The organism is Bifidobacterium sp. B4079 (assembly GCF_026537385.1).
Taxonomy (GTDB): Bacteria; Actinomycetota; Actinomycetes; order Actinomycetales; family Bifidobacteriaceae; genus Bombiscardovia; species Bombiscardovia asteroides_I.
Genome location: NZ_JAFNMH010000001.1, coordinates 386,225 through 404,878 on the forward strand (window position 1 = coordinate 386,225; position 18,654 = coordinate 404,878).

An 18,654-nucleotide genomic window follows, 5' to 3' on the forward strand; every position below is an offset into this window, starting at 1 on the left:
ATATCTGCTGGCTGACCCCTGAGCCGAGGTCGATGACACCGCTTTGTGGTAGAAATAGTTGGTTGCCGGGTGTGCGCCATCCGGCCTGTGACGGTGACCGAGACCAGATGGCAAGAGGTGGCTTGTGAACGAGGAACCGGACTTGATCCAGCGCAGCGCCAAGGAGCTGCTCAAGGGGCTCAACGATCAGCAGGCCGAGGCTGTTCAATACCAGGGGCCGGCCCTGCTGATCGGGGCAGGCGCAGGCTCTGGCAAGACCCGAGTGCTGACCCGCAGGATCGCCTGGATTCTCAGCCAGTTCGGCGCCTGGCCCAGCCAGATCTTGGCCATCACCTTCACCAACAAGGCAGCTTCCGAGATGCGCGAGCGTCTGCGTCGACTGATCGGACCCGTGGCCGACCGCATGTGGGTGTCCACATTCCACTCGGCCTGCGTGCGCATTCTGAGGAGGGATGGCAAGGAGATCGGTCTGCGATCGGGCTTCACCATCTACGACACGGCCGATTCCGAGCGCCTGATCAAACTGATTGGCAAGGACCTCAACATCGATCTGAAGCGTTACACGCCCAGAAACATTTTGAGCCACATATCCGACTACAAGAACAACCTGCAGGATTGGCGCACGCAGCTGCAGGAGTATGCCCCCGACTACCGGCCCGGGCAGCGCGGCCAGCAGATTACCGCCCGCTTCGGCAACGAGGAGGAGCTCTACTCCGTGATCTACGCCGAGTACGAGCATCGGCTGGCTCAGGCCAACGCCGTCGATTTCGACGATTTGATTGTGCGCACCGTCCAGCTGCTCCAGCAATCCCCGATGGTGGCCCAGTATTACCACCATCGCTTCCGCTACGTGCTGGTGGACGAGTACCAGGACACCAACCATGCCCAGTATGTGCTCATGCGCGAGCTTGCCGGTGCCGATGCAGGCAAGCAGGACCAGGCCTGGATCACCGTGGTGGGTGATTCGGATCAGTCCATCTATGCCTTCCGAGGGGCCGATATCAGCAACATCAGGGACTTTGAGAAGGACTTCCCTGGGGCCCGGACCATCCTCCTGGAGCAGAACTACCGTTCCACCCAGACCATTCTGGATGCAGCCAATGCCATCATTGTCAAAAATGAAGGCCGCAAGCCCAAGAAGCTCTGGACCGCCCTGGGCAAGGGGGAGCCCATCGTGGGCTACGCAGCCGACAACGCCCAGCAGGAGGCCGCCTGGATCGCCACCGAGATCGCCAGACTGCGCAGCGAGGAGGGCATTCCCTACTCCGACATGGCCATCATGTACCGGGCCAACGCCCAGTCCCGCGCTCTGGAGGAGGGGCTGATCAACGCCGGTCTGCCTTATCAATTGGTGGGCGGGACCCGCTTCTACGAGCGCAAGGAGATCAAGGACGCCCTGGCCTACCTGCACGCCATCGCCAATCCCCAGGACGACGTGAACATGCGTCGGATACTCAACGTGCCCAAGCGGGGCCTGGCCGCACGTGCCGAGGCGGCGGCGACCTCCTATGCGGATCTGCATCAGGTCTCCTTCTGGGAGGGGGTGCAGCATATTGAGGAAGTGCCCGGAGCTTCCACGCTGATGGTCAAGCGGATGAAGACCTTCAGGGATCTGATCAGCTCCCTGACCGACTTTGCCTCTGAGCACGATGCCAAGCCATCGCAGATTGTTGAGAAGATCCTGGAGGAGTCCGGCATGTTGGACGAGCTTCGCAAGTCCGTTGACCCGCAGGATGCCTCTCGGCTGGAGAACCTTGGCCAGCTGCAGTCTGTGGCTGCCGAGTTCGAGCAGAAGACTCCTGACGCTACGCTGGCGGGCTTCCTGGAGACCACGGCACTGGTGGCCGATTCAGACCAGCTGCCAGGCTTGGGCGACGACTCAGGCAAAGTGACCCTGATGACCCTGCACACGGCCAAGGGCCTGGAGTACCCGGTGGTCTTTCTGACTGGCATGGAGCAGGGAACCTTCCCTCACTCCCGTTGCCTCGAGGATGCCGACGAGATGCAGGAAGAGCGTCGGCTGGCCTATGTGGGCGTGACCCGTGCCAAGAGACGTCTTTACCTGACGCGGGCGGCCGTCCGCTCACAGTGGGGGCAGGTCAATGAGATGCTGCCCAGCCAGTTCCTGGACGACATCCCTGACGAGCTGATTGACTGGAAGCGTCGGCAGGCAGGCAATGAGCGGATGCGCGCAGGCTGGGACCTTGGTGACGACGAGGACGAATTCGGCGGCTTCGAGGATGAAAGCGATAGCCGTGCATTCGGTCATCGTTCATTCGGCGGGTTCGGCTCCGGCTCCGGTTTTGGCTCTTCCCACAATGTGCATGGGCGCTCGCGGACCTCCTCGCAGCGGTCGTTCAGATCATCCGGATATGGCTCTCGTAGCTCCTCTTCCAGAAGCGGAAGAGTTACGACCAGGCACAGCACAGCAAGCTCATCGTCATCCGCACACACTGGCAGGGCCTCGGGCCAGCCCAAGTCGAATGGCCTGTCCATTCAGGACTTCTCTTTGGGCGACAGGGTGGCCCACGATCAGTATGGCCTGGGCAAGGTGGTCGATATTCAGGACAAGGGGCACAACTCGGTCTTGACCGTGGACTTCGGTTCCGAGGGAACCAAGAGGCTGATGCTGCGCTTGGCACCGATAGAAAAACTCTGAACGATCGAGACTCGGAGCCTGTCCAGGGACGAGACCGCCGAAACTATACACTTATGACTCTTGCGAGGACAGCCATTCCACGGCTAACTGGGTGCGGTTGGCCAGGTTGGTCTTGGCCAGGATGGCTGAGATGTGATTGCGGACAGTGCCCTCGCTGAGGCAGAGCCGCCTGGCGATGGCTTGGTTGTCGAGGCCGCCGGCCACCAGAGCGACGATTTCGCGTTCGCGGTCGGTCAGTGTTTGGAAGCGCCGGGGAACAGGCTCAGCCGGATTCTTTTGCGACTGTTTGTCCTTATTGCCTAGTGACAGATTAGCCACGGCCTCAGCTCCAAGAACCGTCTGTCCCGCCATGACGGCTTGCAGAGCCGGCACCACTGAAGCCACGTCCTGCTTGATCACATACCCCTTGGCGCCCAAGGCCAGGGCGCGTGAAATATATTCCTTGTCTGCAAAGGTGGTTAGAAAGAGCACACGGGCAGCCGAATCCATGGCGATGATGCGTTCCGCCGCCTCCAGACCATCCATGCCAGGCATCTGCACATCAAGCAACAGAACGTCTGGCTTTCCTCCAGCTGCCTGAAAACTCTCGAGGGCTGACTGGCCGTCACCGGCAGTCCAGAGCACATCTGCAGTACCGGTTGCCGTCAAAATCGTTGACAGGGATGAGCAGACGATCGGATCATCATCAGCGATAGCGACTTTCATGCCATTACCTTCCTACCCTCTTCATGCTCGGCTGGGGTGTGGTCGAACCAAGGCTCCTTAGGCAAGGATACGAAGACCTTCCATCCTTGCTGGTTGGGGCCGCTGTTGGCCGTGCCGCCCAAGGCCCTGGCCCTGGCCTCCATATCGGCCAGCCCCATGCCGCGATGGAGCTCTGGCTTCTTTAAGTGCGAGCTGTCAGGCTGCGATTGCTGAATCCCGCCGTCGTCCTGCACCACCATCTGCCAGAAGGCTGGGAGGTCGCGCAGGATAACCTGCGCTGACTTGGCTGAAGAATGGCGGACCGTATTGGAAAGGGCCTCGCGAACAATGGTGGCCAAGCAACGGCACACTGGTGCAGGCGCTGCCTCAATGCCATTGTTCAGATCGACCTGCAGCTGCCCCGTCGAAGCTTCGGAGCTGGCTTCCTGCATCTGGGATGCGAAGTCAGTGCCCTCATCCTCCAAGTCATGCACGGAACGACGAATTGTGGTCATGGCCTCGTCCAAGGTCTTGCCGACACTGTCCAGTAGCTGCTCGGCACTCTGATCACCCTTGCTTTGAGCCACCACGCGGCCAGCCTGGATCTGCACGATGGCACGGGTGAGCTGGTGTCCCACATTGTCGTGAATGTCTCGGGCGATTCGGGTCCGCTCGGATAAGTGTGCCATCCGGGTCGCCTGGGCCCTCTCCTCGTCCAGGTCGTTGATGCGGCCGCGCAGTTGGCGAATCTGGTAGCGCTCGGTGTCTTCAATCTGCCATACACGCTCCTTAGCCTCCGCCAAGCGCGCACATGCCAGACCGCCGCCTTGCGCCAGTGCTGATGTCAACAAAGCCAGCAGCGCATAGCGTTGGGTGAAGCCTCTGAACAGTATGAGGTCAGTGATGGCAGGTATCAGCCAGAAGAATGCCGGCAACAAGTCCAAGAGCAGCCTAGAGTCCTTGGCCAGGGAGTCTTTCATGCCGACTGATCCGGCAGTCGGGACTATGGCTCCGAGTCCAACTCCCGCCTCGAAAGCCAGCGCTGGCAAAAAGAAAAGCCAGACTGGTATGAATGTTGCCAAAAGCGACACCAGGGCACCACCCAACATGGAACCTGGCGCTGGCAACGTCCATTCACACAGGGCTCCTACTGCTACCGAGGCCAAGAGGCCAGCGATCAGGGTTGCTGAAACCCCTGAACCATACCATGATCCGCATAAGGCCCCCAGACCAACCAGGGCCAGCCAGCCAGCTATCCTGCCCATGAATGTCTCCTCGCCCTGTTGCTCTATTGTCCTAAATAGTAATTGGCGGACTACCCGTTCCTGCGCCGATCCACAGGCGGGAGCACCCATGACAGATGTCATTAATCTGATTCGAGCATTTACAATTTTGATGACAACTGTCACGGTGTTGGGCCAGCTGCAGCTGGGATGATGGAATCATGAACAGTTCACATGAGCAAGAGCCGGCCTTGAAGGTCAGCGCATTGGTGAAGCGCTACGGTGACACGGTGGCCTTGGACCACTTCGACATGGAAGTCGGTCGTGGCGAGGTATTCGGACTGCTCGGCCCTAACGGTTCAGGCAAGTCAACTGCCATCAACTGCATCCTGGCCTTGCTCAGCTTTGAATCGGGAACGGTTCGCATATTCGGGCAGGAGATGACCCCGACCTCCTACGATCTCAAAAGTCATATCGGCGTGGTTCCACAGAATGTGGCCGTCTTCAATGAACTGAGCGTTCAGGAGAACATCGACTATTTCTGCTCCCTCTACGTGCCCAAGAAGGCCGACCGCAAGGACCTGGTCGAGCAGGCCATCGACTTCGTGGGGCTGGGCGATTTCCGCAAGTTCCGCCCGGGCAAACTGTCGGGCGGCCTGCTGCGCAGGCTCAACATCGCCTGTGGCATCGCCCACCAGCCCGACCTCATCTTTTTCGATGAGCCCACCGTCGCCGTTGATCCCCAGAGCCGAAACGCCATCCTGGAGGGCATCGAACGGCTGAACGACCAGGGGGCCACCGTGGTTTACACCAGCCATTACATGGAGGAGGTGGAGCAGATCTGTACGCGGATCATGATTATGGACCATGGCCGTCAGATCGCCCTAGGCGCGGCTGAGGAACTCAAGGGCATGGTCCAGGCCGGTGAGCAGGTCACCGTCGAGACTCTGGACCTGCAGGAGTCCACACTGGCCAAAATCCGCGCCCTGCCTCTGGCTCAATCTGTCGACTATGACGGCAAGGAGCTGGTCATCCGCTGCCGCCAGGGCGAGCACAACCTGCAGGACGTGTTGACGGTCCTGGAATCCACCCAGACCAGCTACGGCCACCTGACCAGCCGTCCGCCATCCCTCAACGACGTTTTCCTGGAGCTGACCGGCAAGGAACTGCGTGACTGAGCGCGGTCCATAGGCTCAATTGCCGTAAGGAGCACATATCTATGTGGAACTCATTCCTGATCAACATCAAGACCTCGATACGCAACACCTCCTCCCTTTTCTGGGTCCTGGCCTTTCCGGTCATTCTGGCCGCTCTGATGCTGGGCATCATAGGCAACCTGCAAGACGGCTACACTGCCGAGGCACAGCATTTCGCCATAGTCTCGGACAGCAACTGGAAAGCCAGCCCAGGTGCTGACGAGCTGGTTTCCTCACTATCGAAGAAACCCAAGGCTGGGTCCGACGACACTCAGCTGCTTATCCCGACGACGGTGGCTACCAAGGCCGAAGCAGACACGCGTCTGGATAGCCGGAAAGACATCGGATACCTGTACGCAGGCTCTGACGGTCTGGTCAACATGGTCCTGTGCGACCGTGAAGCAGCCAGCATCCAATCCGATTCAACCGCTTCCGAAGGCATAGCGGTCTCCATTCTCTCCGCTTCGCTGGGCAGCTTCAACCAAGCAAAATCCGCAAGGTCTACCAAATCCTCACCAGGTACTCAAATTCTGGTGCGATCCGGCGGACAGACCTACACCAAGCAAATCCGCCTGACGCACATCCGCCCTTCGATGACCGCGCCCTACTTCTTCGCTGTGCTCGCTATGGCCTGTCTTATCGGTGCCAGCACCGCAGCTGAGATGATTGCCAGGACTCAGCCCAACCTTTCAGCCTTGGGAGCCCGACGGGCCAGTTCTCCCAGCCCCAAGTGGCGGCAGGCAGCGGGTGCCTTTCTGGCCTCCTGGCTCTTCTCCGCAGTCAGCCTCCTAGTCGCCTATATCTTCGTCCGAACAGTCTGCGGCGTGCAAATCGGTGGTCGTGACCCGATAGCACTCATAGCCATCGCCGTGGGCACCTTTATGGCTACCGCTTTCGGCTCTATGATGGGTGCGATTCCCAAACTCCCCATCGAAACGAAGGTTGGTTTGGTCGTCGGCATCGACTGCACCCTGAGTGCCTTTATCGGCCTCTATGGCAGCTTGGCTATGGACCTCAACAATGCCATACAGGAACGCGCTCCGGTCCTGCACCTGATCAACCCCGTCAAGCAGGTCTCCAACCTTTTCTACGACATCGTCTACTACGACAGCCTGGCACCCTTCGCCCGCACCTGCGGCATCCTGGTCATTATGGCCGCCATCTTCCTGGCTGCCTGTGGTCTGCTCCTAAGGAAACAACGGTATGAATACTTGTAAAACAGCACTGCGCGTCATCTGGGCGCATAAGTTCTACCTCCTCCTGTATCTGGTGGGCATGAGCCTGGTCATGATTGTCATCGGTTCCACGAATATGCAGGCCGCGGTGCGTGCCAATGCCTCAAGCTCGGTTGGGCGCTTCGAACCCGCACGTGCGAAGGTAGCCGTCATCAACAGGGATTGCGGTGACCAGGTCGGTTGCGAGCTGGGCCGGGGTCTGGAGCAGTATCTGGGCAAGTCGGCCCAGCTGGTGACAGTCGAAGATAGGCCACAGGCTTTGCAGGACGCAAATGTATCCGGTAAAAGCGATTTGACCATTATCATCCCAGCCGGATATGGGCAACGCTTCCTTGAGGCGCTTGAAGACACTGCTGCCCAAGCTCCCAGCGGCGGTAAGACGCTTAGTTTCCCGAAAGTTGAAACGGCGGCCTCCTATAATTCCAGCCGCGGCAGTCTGGCACAACTGCAGGTGGACAGCTATTTTGATGCTCTTCGTTCTGCTGTGCTTGCAGGTCCAGGACAAAACGGCTCGATGGAGCTGCATTCGTCGGCAGTGTTCAATGGTGCTGCCGCCTATGCAGTGGCCCACTATGCCGACAACCAGCCACATGTGGGCATCCATGCCAGCCCAAAGGGCGACAATAGAGCACTGTCGGAAGGCTTCGCTACGACAGTTGGCCTGGCTGCCTTTCCCTTGATGACAGCGCTGACGGTCAGCGTCGCCACGCTCTTCGCTGCGTTCAGCTCGCCTGACCGACGTCGGCGCCTGCTTGCCTCTCCAATGCGATCAAGCAGTCTGAATGGACAGGAGCTCACGGCAGCCCTCATCCTGGCAGGCATCTCCTGGGCCTACTATGTGGCACTCGTTGCCTTCAGTATGGCGGCTTCTGGGGTGTCCTTGGCTTCACTGGGCTGGGGGAGGGTGCTGCTGAGCTTTGTCGCCATGCTGATATTCGCGGTATCGGCGGCATCCTTCGGATTCATGCTTGCTCAGTTCAATCCTTCCTCTTCGCTCATAAACTCTGTAGGCGTCATCTTCGGCCTGGTGGTTATGTTCACCTCCGGGTCAAGTACTGGCGGCAGCCTGCCTCCGGTCATGCAGACCATCGGTAAACTGACTCCGGGCTGGTGGTACAACACCGCTGTCCAATCAATAGTGGATACAAGTGCGGCAGATTTGGCCTCCTGGGGTCTTCCGCTTACTGTGGTTGCCTTGTTCGCACTGGCCTATTCCTGCGTTGGTCTCATGGTCTCCCGCCTGACACGCACCCGGGCCACCCTGGTCGCTCCTGCTGGCTCCGATCCTAGTATGATCGGGTAGCTTACCTGCATTCATATAATCTTCAGGCCAGACCCATCGCTGTCCAATCTGTCGACGGTTTTGCTCGCGGTAAGTTACCGGATATAAAATTATTATTGAATAATAGAGCCAGCTGAAGTTTTAGATAGCGCCAAAGCCAAATGCAGTACAACTGAAGAAGTAGATGACATGAACATACTTGTTATTCAAGGATCACCCTATGAAGGTAGTTTTAGCCATGCCAACGCCCAGGCTTACGCACTAACTGCCCGGCGTAAGGGTCACACGGTCGAGATGATCGACCTCAGCCAAGAAGACTTCGACCCGGTGCTTCGTTACGGCTATGCCAAGCACATGGAGGACGAATCAGCACCTAAGCGTTATCAAAGCATGGTTGCCCGAGCCGATCATCTGGTCTTTGTCTTCCCCATTTGGTGGGCAGGTGAACCAGCCATCCTCAAGGGCTGGTTGGATAGGGTACTCACGCCACAATTTGCCTACCGGTATGGGAGCAGTCTCAAATCGGAGGGACTGCTCAAGGGCAAGACGGCGCAAATCATCAGCAGCAGCCATGGGCCGGCCTTCGTCTCCAAGATGCATGGTTCCACCGTGACCCGATGGAAGTATTCCATCCTAAAATTCTGCGGTATCAAATTTACTGGGGCCAGCATTCTGGGCCGCATCGACTCGAAGGTTGATACGCCTGGACGCCGCAAGGCCTTCACTCGGAAGATTTGCAAGACAGTGCCTTCAGCAAAGTAAGACCTGTCAGCCTTTAAGCGATGGTCCTTTGACCGTCAATGACGAAAAGCGCTGGCGCGGCATTCAAAGGGCATACGCCATGCCAGTCATTCGTCCGGTTTCATGGCCAGCCTGGCGATCAGACATGTCAGCAGTGTCACCATGACCACTCCAGCGATGATCAGGGTCATGGGGCAGTGGTCGATCAGCGGGCCGAAGGCGGCTTGTCCCAGCGGAATCGCACACATGCATAGACTATTGGTCAGCCCTATCACCTTGCCTATCAGCCTTGCAGGGGTATGAATCTGCTCATAGGACAGGGAAGTGATGCTGACCGTCTGCACTATTCCCGCTGCCAGAGCTATGCATCCGGTTACCAGTGCGAAGAGGACATGAGCAGGCGAATGCAGAAGCAGTCCTGCTGCAATGGGCAGGAGAACCAGGGCGCTGGCCGAGAGCAGCATGGGTATTCGTTGCAGATTGAACCAGGCTGGACGGATGGACACCAAGACGGCTCCAATCAGGCTTCCGCAGGCCAGTATTCCTTCGGCCAGCCCCTGCATGGCATTGCTCAGGCCCAGCGTGCGAGTGACCATATAGGGCAGGGCCACGTTGATGTAGGAGGCAAAGATCAAGTTGGCCGCCAGGCTGAGTCCTATGACCACTTTGAGGTTGCCATGCCTGACCAGAAATTGTGCAGCCGCTTTGGTGTCCGCGGCCAGATGGCTCACCAGTGCTCTTGGGCCTTGGGAGGAGCCCTGTGCTGGTTCGGGAATCCTGACGGCGATCCTGATCCAGACAGCAGAAATAAGACAGACCAAGGCGGCAATCCCGACCGCTTGCATGATTCCAAAGAATCCCATGACCATGCCGGCCAACACTGGTCCGATCATTCCTACGAGGGAGATCGCCTGGGAAACCAGGGCTGATGCACGGGTCAGGTCTTTTCTGTCTACCAGGCAGTGAAGGGCTGCTTGCACCGTTGGGCTGTAGCAGGCCCTATAGGCGTTGACCAGCATCATGCAGGCCACGGTCAAAAAAACGGGGTCGATTTTGTGGCCGATCAGAATGTACAAGAAGCCGGTCAATGCCGACAGAATGTCCAGCACTGCCATGGTGGACTGCTTGTGCAGTCGGTCAGCCAGAGCTCCGCCCAGGGGGGTCAGGAATATGGATGGAAGGACGGCCAGAGCGGATGCCATGCCATAGAGGGATGCCGATCCTGAGATGTTGAGCAGATGAAGGGGAAGGGCGAAGACCAAGCATGTCTGCCCTAGATTGGAGAGAATCTCAGTCGTCAGAAGAGCAACGAACGACGGTGCCAGCAACCCTTTGCCTGAGGTTTGGTTGTGATCGAGCGGGTTCATATGCTCCCCTCGCCTTCGGTCTTTTCTTTGCCGCCCCCCTTGGCATCGGTGCCGAAGGAGGCCAGCAGGTCGGAGAACCCTTGGTCCTCCAGGGGGATGCCCAGGCCCTGCAGGATAGAGAAAAAGCAAGCGGCTCTGGTGCGCAGTTCCGCCTGTGTTCCCCTACGAAAGAAGGGAAGGAGCCACATATTAGCCAGCAGGCGGAAGATCTCTGCAGTTTGTTCGACGTGGTCCACATGCATTGAACCGTCCTGGTTGCCCTGCTTGATCAGGTCGACAAAGTCGTCCCGCTCATCCACCAAGGCGGTGAATTCCATGCCGATCATCTTAGGATTGGCCTTTGGATTGAATTCGCGGAACATCAGATCCGCGGCCTCCAGCCTCTTTCGCGCCCGCTCGGGAGAGAAGAGCGACTGCAGCTGCTTCAAAGCCGTGCCTTGCTTCGACCGGGCATGGGCCTTGCTGGTCGTCTCGCTCACAGTGTTCATCAATCTATTGGCCACAGCGTCGAAGAGGTCTTCCTTGGACTGGTAGTGATGGTAAACAGCTCCCTTGCTCAAGCCTCCTGTTGCATTGATGATGTCCTGCATGCTGGTTTTGTCGTAGCCTTGGCGGGTGAAGAGCTCGGTAGCGGCTTTGATGATTCGCTCTTGCGTCAGTTCAGGGTGAGCATTGCGGGCCATAGGCGTCTTCCTTTCAGGTCGATGACGATAGGTCATCGTCGGTTGGTTGGGGGAGTCTGCTTGTCATGACTCGATATCATACCGACCGTTGGTATGAATATATCACAACATACTCTTTGCCCCAGGTCGGGCACATGTGGTTTAATGAACACTTGGTTTGCGCATTTGTGCGCAAATCTATCTGGAGTCTCAGCCCATCAATGGGTCGGCGGCCGCAAGGTCGTTCGTGCTTGGCACGGTGAAGCATTGGAGAGGCCTGACTCGACGGTTTCGGCCGTCTTCGTTCAGATAACGACAGAAGCAAGTAAGGATTGCATCAATGACTAACATTCAGCGTGCGCGTCGCCAGGTCCGCCTGTCCCGCGCTCTGGGCATCGCCCTGACCCCCAAGGCCCAGCGCCTGTTCGAAAAGCGCCCCTATGGCCCAGGCGAACACGGCCGCAGCCGCCGTCGCACCGAGTCCGACTACGCTGTCCGTCTGCGCGAGAAGCAGAGGCTGCGCGCCCAGTACGGCGTCTCCGAGAAGCAGCTGCGTGCCGCCTACGAGCGGGGCACCCACGAGTCCGGCCAGACCGGTGCAGCCATGCTTCGCGAGCTGGAGTGCCGCCTGGACAACCTGGTCCTGCGCGCCGGCATCGCACGCACCACGGCCCAGGCTCGTCAGTACGTGGTCCACCGCCATATCCTGGTCGACGGCAACATCGTGGACCGTCCTTCCTACAGGGTCAAGCCCGGTCAGACCATTCAGGTCAAGCCCAAGAGCCAGACCATGGTGCCCTTCCAGATCGCCGCAGAAGGCGTCCATAGGGACGTGCTGCCTGCAGTCCCCGGCTACCTGGACGTGGACCTGGCCTCCCTGAAGGCCACCCTGGTCCGCAAGCCTGAACCGGAGGAGATCCCGGTTCAGGTCAACATTCAGTATGTGGTCGAGTTCTACGCTCGCTGACCGCGAAAAATCTCGGGGCCCCGGTTCGTCCGGGGCTCTTTGCATGTCAGGTTCTGCCGCCCCTGTTGGGATTCGCGTGGGATAATGGGGTCATGTTGCTCCATCTGTATGCTGTCCGCCATGGACAGACTTATTTCAACCGTTACAACCGTCTCCAGGGCTGGTCCAACTCGCCCTTGACCTCATCGGGGCTCGAGGATGCTGATCGTGCGGGCCAAAGATTGAGCAAAGTGAGCTTTGCGGCCGCCTACTGCTCGGACACTACACGCGCCCAGGAGACAGTCCGCAGAATCTTGGACCAGAACCAGTCGGAGAACAAGCCTGAGCCGGTCAGCGACAGTCACTTCCGCGAGCAGTTCTATGGCTATTTCGAGGGGCAGGACATGGCCTTGGCCTGGTGGGCTGCAGGCGCGCCACATGGAGCAGGAACCTACCAGCAGATTGTGGACCAGTTCGGTCTGGCCGCCACCAGGGACTTCCTCAAGGAGGCCGACCCCTTTGGCGATGCGGAGTCCGACAGCGAGTACTGGACGCGCATTGCCGGCGGATTCGCCTTGATTGCAGCCGATCCGCATCTGAAAGATGGCGACCGCGTTCTGCTGATCTCGCACGGCAACACCCTGCTCAGTCTGGTCAACCGCTTCGGCGGCGGTCGTTACGACACCAGCTGCCGCCCGAGCAACGGAAGCGTCACAATATTCGACTTTGATACGGAAGCCCCCTTTGAGCGCGCCCTGCAGGTTCAGTCCTTCAACCGCTGAATCGGCTTCAACCGGCCGGTCGTGGCCTAGTCTGATAGACGGTGCGTGCTAGCGTTGTCCCCAGTATCGTACCAATGGAAGAGAGGTAGCAGATGGGCGTAGGAGAGATTGCCGGCCTGATAGCGGCCATTGCTTTCGCTATCCTGGCGGGGTTTCTGATCTATCCCCTGATTCGTCTAGGGAAGCTCTTCGACCAGTTGGCGCAGACCATCAAGCAGGCGGGCGACCATGTGGTGCCCACCCTGGACGAGTCCGCCAGCACGGTCACTCAGCTCAACCAGACCCTGACCGACGTCAATCGCATCTCCGCAGCGGCCTCGACCACGGCAGGCAACGTCGGCGCCCTGACCGACCTGTATGGATCAATGCTGGGCAAGCCGGTCATCAAAGTGGCAGCCTTCCTCTATGCCCTGCGCAAGACGATCTCGTCATTCCTTTCAGGTGGTCGCGGCAACGCCGAATCCAATCCCTCCACAGCAAAAAAGACCAATGACGGTCAAGGGAACGAGGGGGGGACCCGCTGATGTTCAAACGGATCTTCTGGATGGGGCTGGGCGTCACGGCAGGCGTGGTCCTGGTGACCAAGGCAGAGGCCTATGTGAGGGCCAATACCCCGAAGCGTGCGAGGGAATTCGTGCTGGGTGAGGACCAGGACCAGGTAGCCTCACGGACCCTGTCCGGTCTGGTGCGCCAGTTCACCCAGACAATGCACCAGCGGCAGGACGAGCTGGACCGCCGCTATCTGGACCGTTTCCAGGGCTGAGCCCGGGGCGGACAGGCCAAGGCAGACACGCCTGGCCGGTATAAAATCACCATATTCAGCTAAGAGTCCGGAGTGAGGGCGACCTGTTCGCACCCCGTACAACCGAGTCATTTAGACAACCCGTAATCCCCTCGGTGTTTGCCGGGTCTGAAGGAGCAGAAGCAGCATGCGCACATCGGAAATCGCCAAGCGTTTCCTCGATTATTTCCAGGGCAAGGATCATCTGGTGGTTCCCTCCGCCTCCTTGATTTCGCCCAATCCCACCACGCTCTTCACCATCGCCGGCATGGTTCCCTTCATTCCCTACCTGCTGGGGGAGCAGACCCCGCCCAAGAACCGCATGGCCAGCAATCAGAAGTGCGTGCGTACCCTGGACATTGATGAGGTGGGTAAGACCACCCGTCACGGCACCTTCTTCCAGATGCTGGGCAACTTTTCCTTCGGTGACTACTTCAAGGAGGAGGCCATCCACTATGCCTGGGATCTGCTGACCAAGCCCCAGGACCAGGGCGGCTACGGCTTCGACCCCGAAACGATCTGGGTCACCACCTACACCGACGATGACGAGGCTCGTTCACTGTGGAAGAACGAGGGTTTCGACCCAGAGCACATGGAAATCCTGGGCATGGAGGACAACTTCTGGACAACCGGCGGCCCCGGCCCCGGCGGACCGTGCTCCGAGATCTACGTGGATCGCGGCCCTGCCTATGGCAAGGAGGGCGGCCCCTCGGCAGACGAGAACCGATACATCGAGATCTGGGATCTGGTCTTCGAAAACTACGAGGTGGACAATGTCCGATCCAAGACCGACCTGCACATCGTGGGCGAGCTGGAGCACAAGAACATCGATACCGGTGCCGGACTGGAGCGTCTGGCCTACCTGCTTCAGGGCAAGCAGAACATCTATGAGACCGACGAGGTCTACCCTGTCATCCAAGCGGCCGAGAGCCTGTCTGGTCGGCACTACGGCGACGACGCCCAGGATGACGTGCGCTTCCGTGTGGTGGCCGACCACGTCCGCTCGGCCCTGATGATCATGAGCGACGGAGTCCGCCCCAGCAACGTCGGTCGTGGCTACGTGCTGCGTCGTCTGCTGCGCCGGACCATCCGCTCCATGAAGATGCTGGGCGTGGACCAGGAGGTTCTGCCTCAGCTCTTCCCAGTCTCCAAGGAGGCCATGGCCCCCAGCTATCCGGAGCTGAACGACACCTTCTCTGATGTGTCCGAATCGGCCTATGGCGAGGAGCTGTCCTTCCGCCGGACCTTGGACAAGGGAACCACCCTTCTGGATACTGCCGTCAACAAGGCCAAAAGCGGGAAGGGCGAACCTGAGGTGTCCGGCAAGGATGCCTTCACTCTGCACGACACTTATGGGTTCCCCATCGAGCTGACCCTGGAGATGGCTGCCGAACAGGGAGTCAAGGTCGATCAGGACGAGTTCCGGAAGCTCATGAACGAGCAGAAGTCCAGGGCTCGCGCCGATGCTATGAAGAAGCGGCACAACGTGGACCTGAGCGTCTACGACGATATGCGCAAGAGTCTGGCCGAGCCTCAGGTCTTCCTGGGCTACACTGACTTTTCCAGCCGGTCAACCGTCCTGGGCATCATCCAGGAGGGTAAGGGAGCGGTTCCGGCTGTCAAGGCACCTGCCCAGGTTGAGGTGATTCTGGACCGCTCGCCCTTCTATGCCGAGGCCGGCGGTCAGCTAGCCGACCAGGGTGAGATACTGGCCGACGATGGGGCCGTCCTTGAAGTGGACGACGTGCAGAAGCCCATCAAGGGGTTGACCATCCACCGTTGTCGGCTGACCGAAGGGACGCTGACCCTGCAGGCCAAGGTCACGGCCACCATCGACCGGAACCGCCGTGGCGCCATCGCCCGCTCACACACCGCAACGCACATGGTCCACAAGGCCTTGCGAGAGGAACTGGGTCCCCAGGCCACGCAGCGCGGTTCTGAGGATGCGCCCAACAGGCTGCGTTTCGACTTCCAGTGGTCGCAGGCCCCCAGCCGCCAGGCCATGGACGCAGTGGAATCCCGCGTCAACGACCGCCTGCGAGACAACCTGGCCGTGACCACGCAGGAGATGAAGTACGACGATGCCATCGCCCTGGGCGCCATGCACCTGTTCGGGGAGAAGTATGGCGACGTGGTCCGTGTGGTCTCCATTGGCGAGGACGGCTGGAGTCGTGAGCTCTGCGGGGGAACCCATGTGGACCACGTGGGCAAGATCGGCGCGGTCTCCATCATGTCCGAGGCCTCGGTGGGCACCGGCGTTCGTCGTGTCGATGCCGTAGTGGGTCAGGGGGCATACGAGTACAACGCCCGTGAGCACGCCCTGGTCTCACAGCTCTCAGACAAGCTCAACGCCCGCCCTGACGAGCTTGAGTCCAGGATCTCTGCCCTGCTGGCCAAGCTCAAGGAGTCCGATCGCCGACTGGCAGCAACCTATGAGCAGCAGATGGCCCAGGCTGTGCCAGAGCTGGCCAACCATGCTCTGCACGCCCCAGGCGAGGTCAAGATCGCCTCTCGGAATATGGAGCATTTTGGCTCGGTCGATGCCCTGCGCAAGACGGTAACCGACCTGCGGGCCCGCATGGGCGATGAATACCCGGTTGTGGTTGCTTTGGCCGGTGTCAGCGAGGATGAGAAGCCTGTCATCTTTGTAGCCACCAATCAGGCTGCACGTGACCGTGGTCTTAGGGCCGGCGACCTGGTCAGGACGGCATCCAAGGTCCTGGGAGGCGGCGGTGGTGGCAAGCCTGACTTCGCCCAGGGTGGCGGCCAGGATGCTTCAGCCATTGATCGGGCTTTGAAAGCCCTAAGCGATCAGGTCCGAGAGGGCTGAGCTCTCCCGTGGGATCACAGACAGGCGTGTGGCTGGGGGTGGATCTTGGCGAAGCCAGGGTGGGTCTGGCCCTGTCGGACCCGGAGTTGTCCTTGGCCTTTCCCGCTGGTAACATCCAGGTCCAGGGCGACTATTTTCAGGCCTTGGACCAGGTGGAAGACCTGATTATGGATAAATGTGTGTCCAAGGTCGTAGTCGGACACCCCCTGCTGCTGAGCGGCCAGGCTGGTCGCAGCGCCAAAAAGGCGGCCCGTTGGGTGAGAGCCCTGACCGGCCGCCTGCATGAGGTTGCACAATACGCAGGCGTTGCCCCTGGACAGCTGCCCAGTGTAGTATTGCGAGACGAACGACTGACGACCGTCAGCGCCCACCGTCAGCTTTATGATGCCCGCGTGGACGGGCGAAGACATCGTCCCGTGGTCGATCAGCAGTCCGCTGTTGTGCTGTTGCAGTCGGCCCTGGACGACCAACGTGCCGACAAGGAGTGCTAATTGGCCGACGACATGCAGGAATTCTTCCAGGACAAGGTCCAATGGGTTGCCGACGGGCAGGCCCCGGTTTCCGCTATGCCGCCGCGTCCTCCTCGTTCACGTCGTGAAATGCGCCGTCGGCGCGAAAGACGCAAACATCGCAAGCAGATCATGATCGTCCTCATTGCCTTGGCTGTTGTGCTGGCCACCTTCTGCGTGGTGATCCTGGTGGGCGGGCTGCGCCATGGCGCCCCTCGGATCGTAGCCACCAAGGAGGTAGCCCCCGACTATCCAGGCCCTGGCGGACAGCCCCTGGAGTTCACAGTCGAGAGCGGCCAGGGGGCTGATCAGGTGGGTGCCAATCTGGTCAAGGCCGGGGTGGTCAAGTCCACGGCCGCCTTCCTGCACGCCATCACCAGCACCCAGTCCGAATCCAGGCTCCTGCCGGGCACCTTCGATCTGCGTCTGCGAATGAAGGCCTCGGATGTGGTGGCCATTCTGACCGACCGAAGCAAGGCCGGAGGCTTCCTGCAGGTGAGAGCGGGCGAACGGGTCCGCGATGTGGTTGCCCGGGCCGCCCAGCTTTCCGGTGTTCCACAGGGAGATTTCGACGCCTTGATCCAAGCCAAGGGCGAGGACATCCTGCCCCAGGAGGCACAGGGCAACTTCGAGGGATGGTTGCAGCCAGGTGAGTACGATGTGCGCAAGGCTGGATCGGCCAAGGCCATCCTGAGCAACCTGGTCTCCAAGCGGATCGAGCACCTGGACCAGTTGGGCGTGCCCGGGGGCCAGGATCGGCAGACTATACTCAACACGGCCTCCATCACCGAGGCCGAGGTCAACAAGTCGGAATACTACAGCAAGGTGGCCCGGGTCATTGAAAACCGATTGGCCAAGGGAATGCCCTTGGGCATGGACAGCACCGTGGCGTACTCCAACAATGTCTCTGCCTTGAAGCTGACCGATGCCATGCTGAAGAATGCCAACGACCCCTACAACACCAGGGTCCACCTGGGCCTGCCGCCAGGCCCCATCGGCAGCCCTGGAGACGAGGCCATTCAGGCGGCCATGCACCCTGAGTCTGGCGACTGGCTCTATTTCGTGACCGTCAACATGGACACGGGAGAGACCAGGTTCAGCGACAACCCAGATCAGTTCAACCGCGATGTCAAGGAGTACAAGGCCTGGGAGTCCCAGCACAACGAGCAGAGCAAGTAGCGCCTTGTCCCCCTGGAATTCAGGATCTCAATTATTCGGCAGACCGCCAGTCCTAGATGGCTTCAATGACTAGAGCTATCACCGCTGCGGCTAGGATGACTGGGACATAGGCCAGCGAGAGAGGGTTGTTCGTTCTGGCCGACCTGCGGCGCCGAGTCAACCAGACCAGAGCCAGGGAAACCAGTCCCAGCAGGCCCATCATCAGCCACCAGACCAGAATGGTCGTCCATCCCAGGACAGACAGGCTCAGGGCGACCAGACCTGTAGCCGTCACGTCGCCCAGTCCCAGGGCGCCGGGTCGGACCAGGGCCAGCAGGAGCTGAAGTCCTGCACATGCCAGAGTCAGCAGCAGGCACTGCGCCAGTAGCATCGGACGACCCTTGATCAGGGAAAAGACCAGCAGGGTCACGGTCTGCAGCACCAGCCCGAAGAGCACCAGAAAACGTGGGACTCGCCGGGAGCGGATGTCTATCAGGGCCAGGAGGAGGGCGGTCAGCAGTCCCGGCGCTGGGATGAGGTAGACCATCTTCTAAGATAATCATACGTAGCCCTAACCTGGCAAACGAGGAACAAACGAG

17 protein-coding genes are annotated in these 18,654 nt (G+C 59.7%); 12 read left to right on the forward strand and 5 right to left on the reverse strand.

Features of this window, described 5'->3' with window-relative positions:
- Window positions 1-124: 124 nt before the first annotated feature.
- Window positions 125-2,659: a UvrD-helicase domain-containing protein gene (locus tag J3T95_RS01635; RefSeq protein WP_267450181.1), complete on the forward strand. Its 2,535-nt coding sequence runs from the start codon at window positions 125-127 to the stop codon at window positions 2,657-2,659.
- A gap of 51 nt (window positions 2,660-2,710) precedes the next feature.
- On the opposite strand, the gene J3T95_RS01640 is transcribed toward J3T95_RS01635, so the two are convergent.
- Together J3T95_RS01640 and J3T95_RS01645 are read right to left on the reverse strand one after the other, a co-directional pair.
- Window positions 2,711-3,364 (reverse strand): response regulator transcription factor, encoded by a 654-nt coding sequence (locus J3T95_RS01640; RefSeq protein ID WP_267399854.1) that lies wholly within the window; start codon window positions 3,362-3,364, stop codon window positions 2,711-2,713.
- A complete protein-coding gene (locus J3T95_RS01645; RefSeq protein ID WP_267450182.1) occupies window positions 3,361-4,608 on the reverse strand; it encodes a sensor histidine kinase in 1,248 nt (415 codons plus the stop codon). The genes J3T95_RS01640 and J3T95_RS01645 overlap by 4 nt, the downstream gene beginning before the upstream one ends.
- A 179-nt stretch (window positions 4,609-4,787) precedes the next feature.
- Here J3T95_RS01645 and J3T95_RS01650 point away from each other — a divergent pair, with 179 nt between their 5' ends.
- The 4 genes from J3T95_RS01650 to J3T95_RS01665 all read left to right on the forward strand — a co-directional run bounded on the left by J3T95_RS01650 (window position 4,788) and on the right by J3T95_RS01665 (window position 9,041).
- Window positions 4,788-5,744 carry an ABC transporter ATP-binding protein gene (locus tag J3T95_RS01650; protein WP_220235915.1) on the forward strand — a complete coding sequence of 319 codons (957 nt, stop codon included), beginning with the start codon at window positions 4,788-4,790 and terminating at the stop codon, window positions 5,742-5,744.
- A 41-nt stretch (window positions 5,745-5,785) separates the two neighbouring features.
- Window positions 5,786-6,979, forward strand: a complete 1,194-nt coding sequence (locus tag J3T95_RS01655; protein WP_267450183.1) for an ABC transporter permease — start codon at window positions 5,786-5,788, stop codon at window positions 6,977-6,979.
- Window positions 6,966-8,300 carry an ABC transporter permease gene (locus J3T95_RS01660; RefSeq protein ID WP_267450184.1) on the forward strand — a complete coding sequence of 445 codons (1,335 nt, stop codon included), beginning with the start codon at window positions 6,966-6,968 and terminating at the stop codon, window positions 8,298-8,300. Before J3T95_RS01655 ends, J3T95_RS01660 begins: the two co-directional genes overlap by 14 nt.
- Before the next feature lie 168 nt (window positions 8,301-8,468).
- Complete coding sequence (locus J3T95_RS01665) at window positions 8,469-9,041, forward strand: NAD(P)H-dependent oxidoreductase (protein WP_220235912.1); 573 nt, start codon at window positions 8,469-8,471, stop codon at window positions 9,039-9,041.
- Between the two features lie 86 nt (window positions 9,042-9,127).
- Here J3T95_RS01665 and J3T95_RS01670 read toward each other — a convergent pair whose 3' ends face one another.
- Together J3T95_RS01670 and J3T95_RS01675 are read right to left on the reverse strand one after the other, a co-directional pair.
- Entirely contained in the window at window positions 9,128-10,387 is a 1,260-nt protein-coding gene (locus tag J3T95_RS01670) for an MFS transporter (protein ID WP_267450185.1), read from the reverse strand.
- On the reverse strand, window positions 10,384-11,070 hold the full coding sequence (locus tag J3T95_RS01675) for a TetR/AcrR family transcriptional regulator (protein WP_267450186.1): 687 nt from the start codon (window positions 11,068-11,070) through the stop codon (window positions 10,384-10,386). The genes J3T95_RS01670 and J3T95_RS01675 overlap by 4 nt, the downstream gene beginning before the upstream one ends.
- Window positions 11,071-11,389: 319 nt before the next feature.
- Here J3T95_RS01675 and rpsD point away from each other — a divergent pair, with 319 nt between their 5' ends.
- The 7 genes from rpsD to mltG all read left to right on the forward strand — a co-directional run bounded on the left by rpsD (window position 11,390) and on the right by mltG (window position 18,076).
- The gene (gene rpsD / locus J3T95_RS01680) at window positions 11,390-12,016 is read left to right on the forward strand and encodes a 30S ribosomal protein S4 (RefSeq protein WP_220235909.1); all 627 of its coding nucleotides are present in this window, start codon (window positions 11,390-11,392) and stop codon (window positions 12,014-12,016) included.
- Window positions 12,017-12,108: 92 nt separating this feature from the next.
- Window positions 12,109-12,777, forward strand: coding sequence for a histidine phosphatase family protein (locus J3T95_RS01685; protein WP_267399867.1), 669 nt, complete (start codon window positions 12,109-12,111; stop codon window positions 12,775-12,777).
- A gap of 92 nt (window positions 12,778-12,869) precedes the next feature.
- Window positions 12,870-13,301: a DUF948 domain-containing protein gene (locus tag J3T95_RS01690; RefSeq protein WP_267450187.1), complete on the forward strand. Its 432-nt coding sequence runs from the start codon at window positions 12,870-12,872 to the stop codon at window positions 13,299-13,301.
- The gene (locus tag J3T95_RS01695; RefSeq protein WP_024627396.1) at window positions 13,301-13,540 is read left to right on the forward strand and encodes a hypothetical protein; all 240 of its coding nucleotides are present in this window, start codon (window positions 13,301-13,303) and stop codon (window positions 13,538-13,540) included. Before J3T95_RS01690 ends, J3T95_RS01695 begins: the two co-directional genes overlap by 1 nt.
- A gap of 166 nt (window positions 13,541-13,706) precedes the next feature.
- The gene (alaS, locus tag J3T95_RS01700; protein WP_267450188.1) at window positions 13,707-16,388 is read left to right on the forward strand and encodes an alanine--tRNA ligase; all 2,682 of its coding nucleotides are present in this window, start codon (window positions 13,707-13,709) and stop codon (window positions 16,386-16,388) included.
- Window positions 16,389-16,396: 8 nt separating this feature from the next.
- On the forward strand, window positions 16,397-16,879 hold the full coding sequence (gene ruvX / locus J3T95_RS01705) for a Holliday junction resolvase RuvX (RefSeq protein ID WP_267450189.1): 483 nt from the start codon (window positions 16,397-16,399) through the stop codon (window positions 16,877-16,879).
- Window positions 16,880-18,076 (forward strand): endolytic transglycosylase MltG, encoded by a 1,197-nt coding sequence (gene mltG / locus J3T95_RS01710; protein WP_267450190.1) that lies wholly within the window; start codon window positions 16,880-16,882, stop codon window positions 18,074-18,076.
- Between the two features lie 52 nt (window positions 18,077-18,128).
- Here the strand turns inward: mltG and J3T95_RS01715 are convergent, their stop codons facing one another.
- A complete protein-coding gene (locus tag J3T95_RS01715; RefSeq protein WP_267450191.1) occupies window positions 18,129-18,602 on the reverse strand; it encodes a prepilin peptidase in 474 nt (157 codons plus the stop codon).
- Between the last annotated feature and the right edge of the window lie 52 nt (window positions 18,603-18,654).

What these genes read in the sequence shown, in the direction of transcription:
- J3T95_RS01640 (WP_267399854.1), bottom strand. Translation starts at nt 3,364, where the DNA reads ATGAAAGTCGCTATCGCTGATGATGATCCGATCGTCTGCTCATCCCTG.
- J3T95_RS01650 (WP_220235915.1), top strand. Translation starts at nt 4,788, where the DNA reads ATGAACAGTTCACATGAGCAAGAGCCGGCCTTGAAGGTCAGCGCATTG.
- J3T95_RS01660 (WP_267450184.1), top strand. Translation starts at nt 6,966, where the DNA reads ATGAATACTTGTAAAACAGCACTGCGCGTCATCTGGGCGCATAAGTTC.
- J3T95_RS01675 (WP_267450186.1), bottom strand. Translation starts at nt 11,070, where the DNA reads ATGGCCCGCAATGCTCACCCTGAACTGACGCAAGAGCGAATCATCAAA.
- J3T95_RS01670 (WP_267450185.1), bottom strand. Translation starts at nt 10,387, where the DNA reads ATGAACCCGCTCGATCACAACCAAACCTCAGGCAAAGGGTTGCTGGCA.
- J3T95_RS01695 (WP_024627396.1), top strand. Translation starts at nt 13,301, where the DNA reads ATGTTCAAACGGATCTTCTGGATGGGGCTGGGCGTCACGGCAGGCGTG.
- rpsD (WP_220235909.1), top strand. Translation starts at nt 11,390, where the DNA reads ATGACTAACATTCAGCGTGCGCGTCGCCAGGTCCGCCTGTCCCGCGCT.
- J3T95_RS01645 (WP_267450182.1), bottom strand. Translation starts at nt 4,608, where the DNA reads ATGGGCAGGATAGCTGGCTGGCTGGCCCTGGTTGGTCTGGGGGCCTTA.
- J3T95_RS01685 (WP_267399867.1), top strand. Translation starts at nt 12,109, where the DNA reads ATGTTGCTCCATCTGTATGCTGTCCGCCATGGACAGACTTATTTCAAC.
- J3T95_RS01690 (WP_267450187.1), top strand. Translation starts at nt 12,870, where the DNA reads ATGGGCGTAGGAGAGATTGCCGGCCTGATAGCGGCCATTGCTTTCGCT.
- J3T95_RS01655 (WP_267450183.1), top strand. Translation starts at nt 5,786, where the DNA reads ATGTGGAACTCATTCCTGATCAACATCAAGACCTCGATACGCAACACC.
- J3T95_RS01715 (WP_267450191.1), bottom strand. Translation starts at nt 18,602, where the DNA reads ATGGTCTACCTCATCCCAGCGCCGGGACTGCTGACCGCCCTCCTCCTG.
- alaS (WP_267450188.1), top strand. Translation starts at nt 13,707, where the DNA reads ATGCGCACATCGGAAATCGCCAAGCGTTTCCTCGATTATTTCCAGGGC.
- J3T95_RS01665 (WP_220235912.1), top strand. Translation starts at nt 8,469, where the DNA reads ATGAACATACTTGTTATTCAAGGATCACCCTATGAAGGTAGTTTTAGC.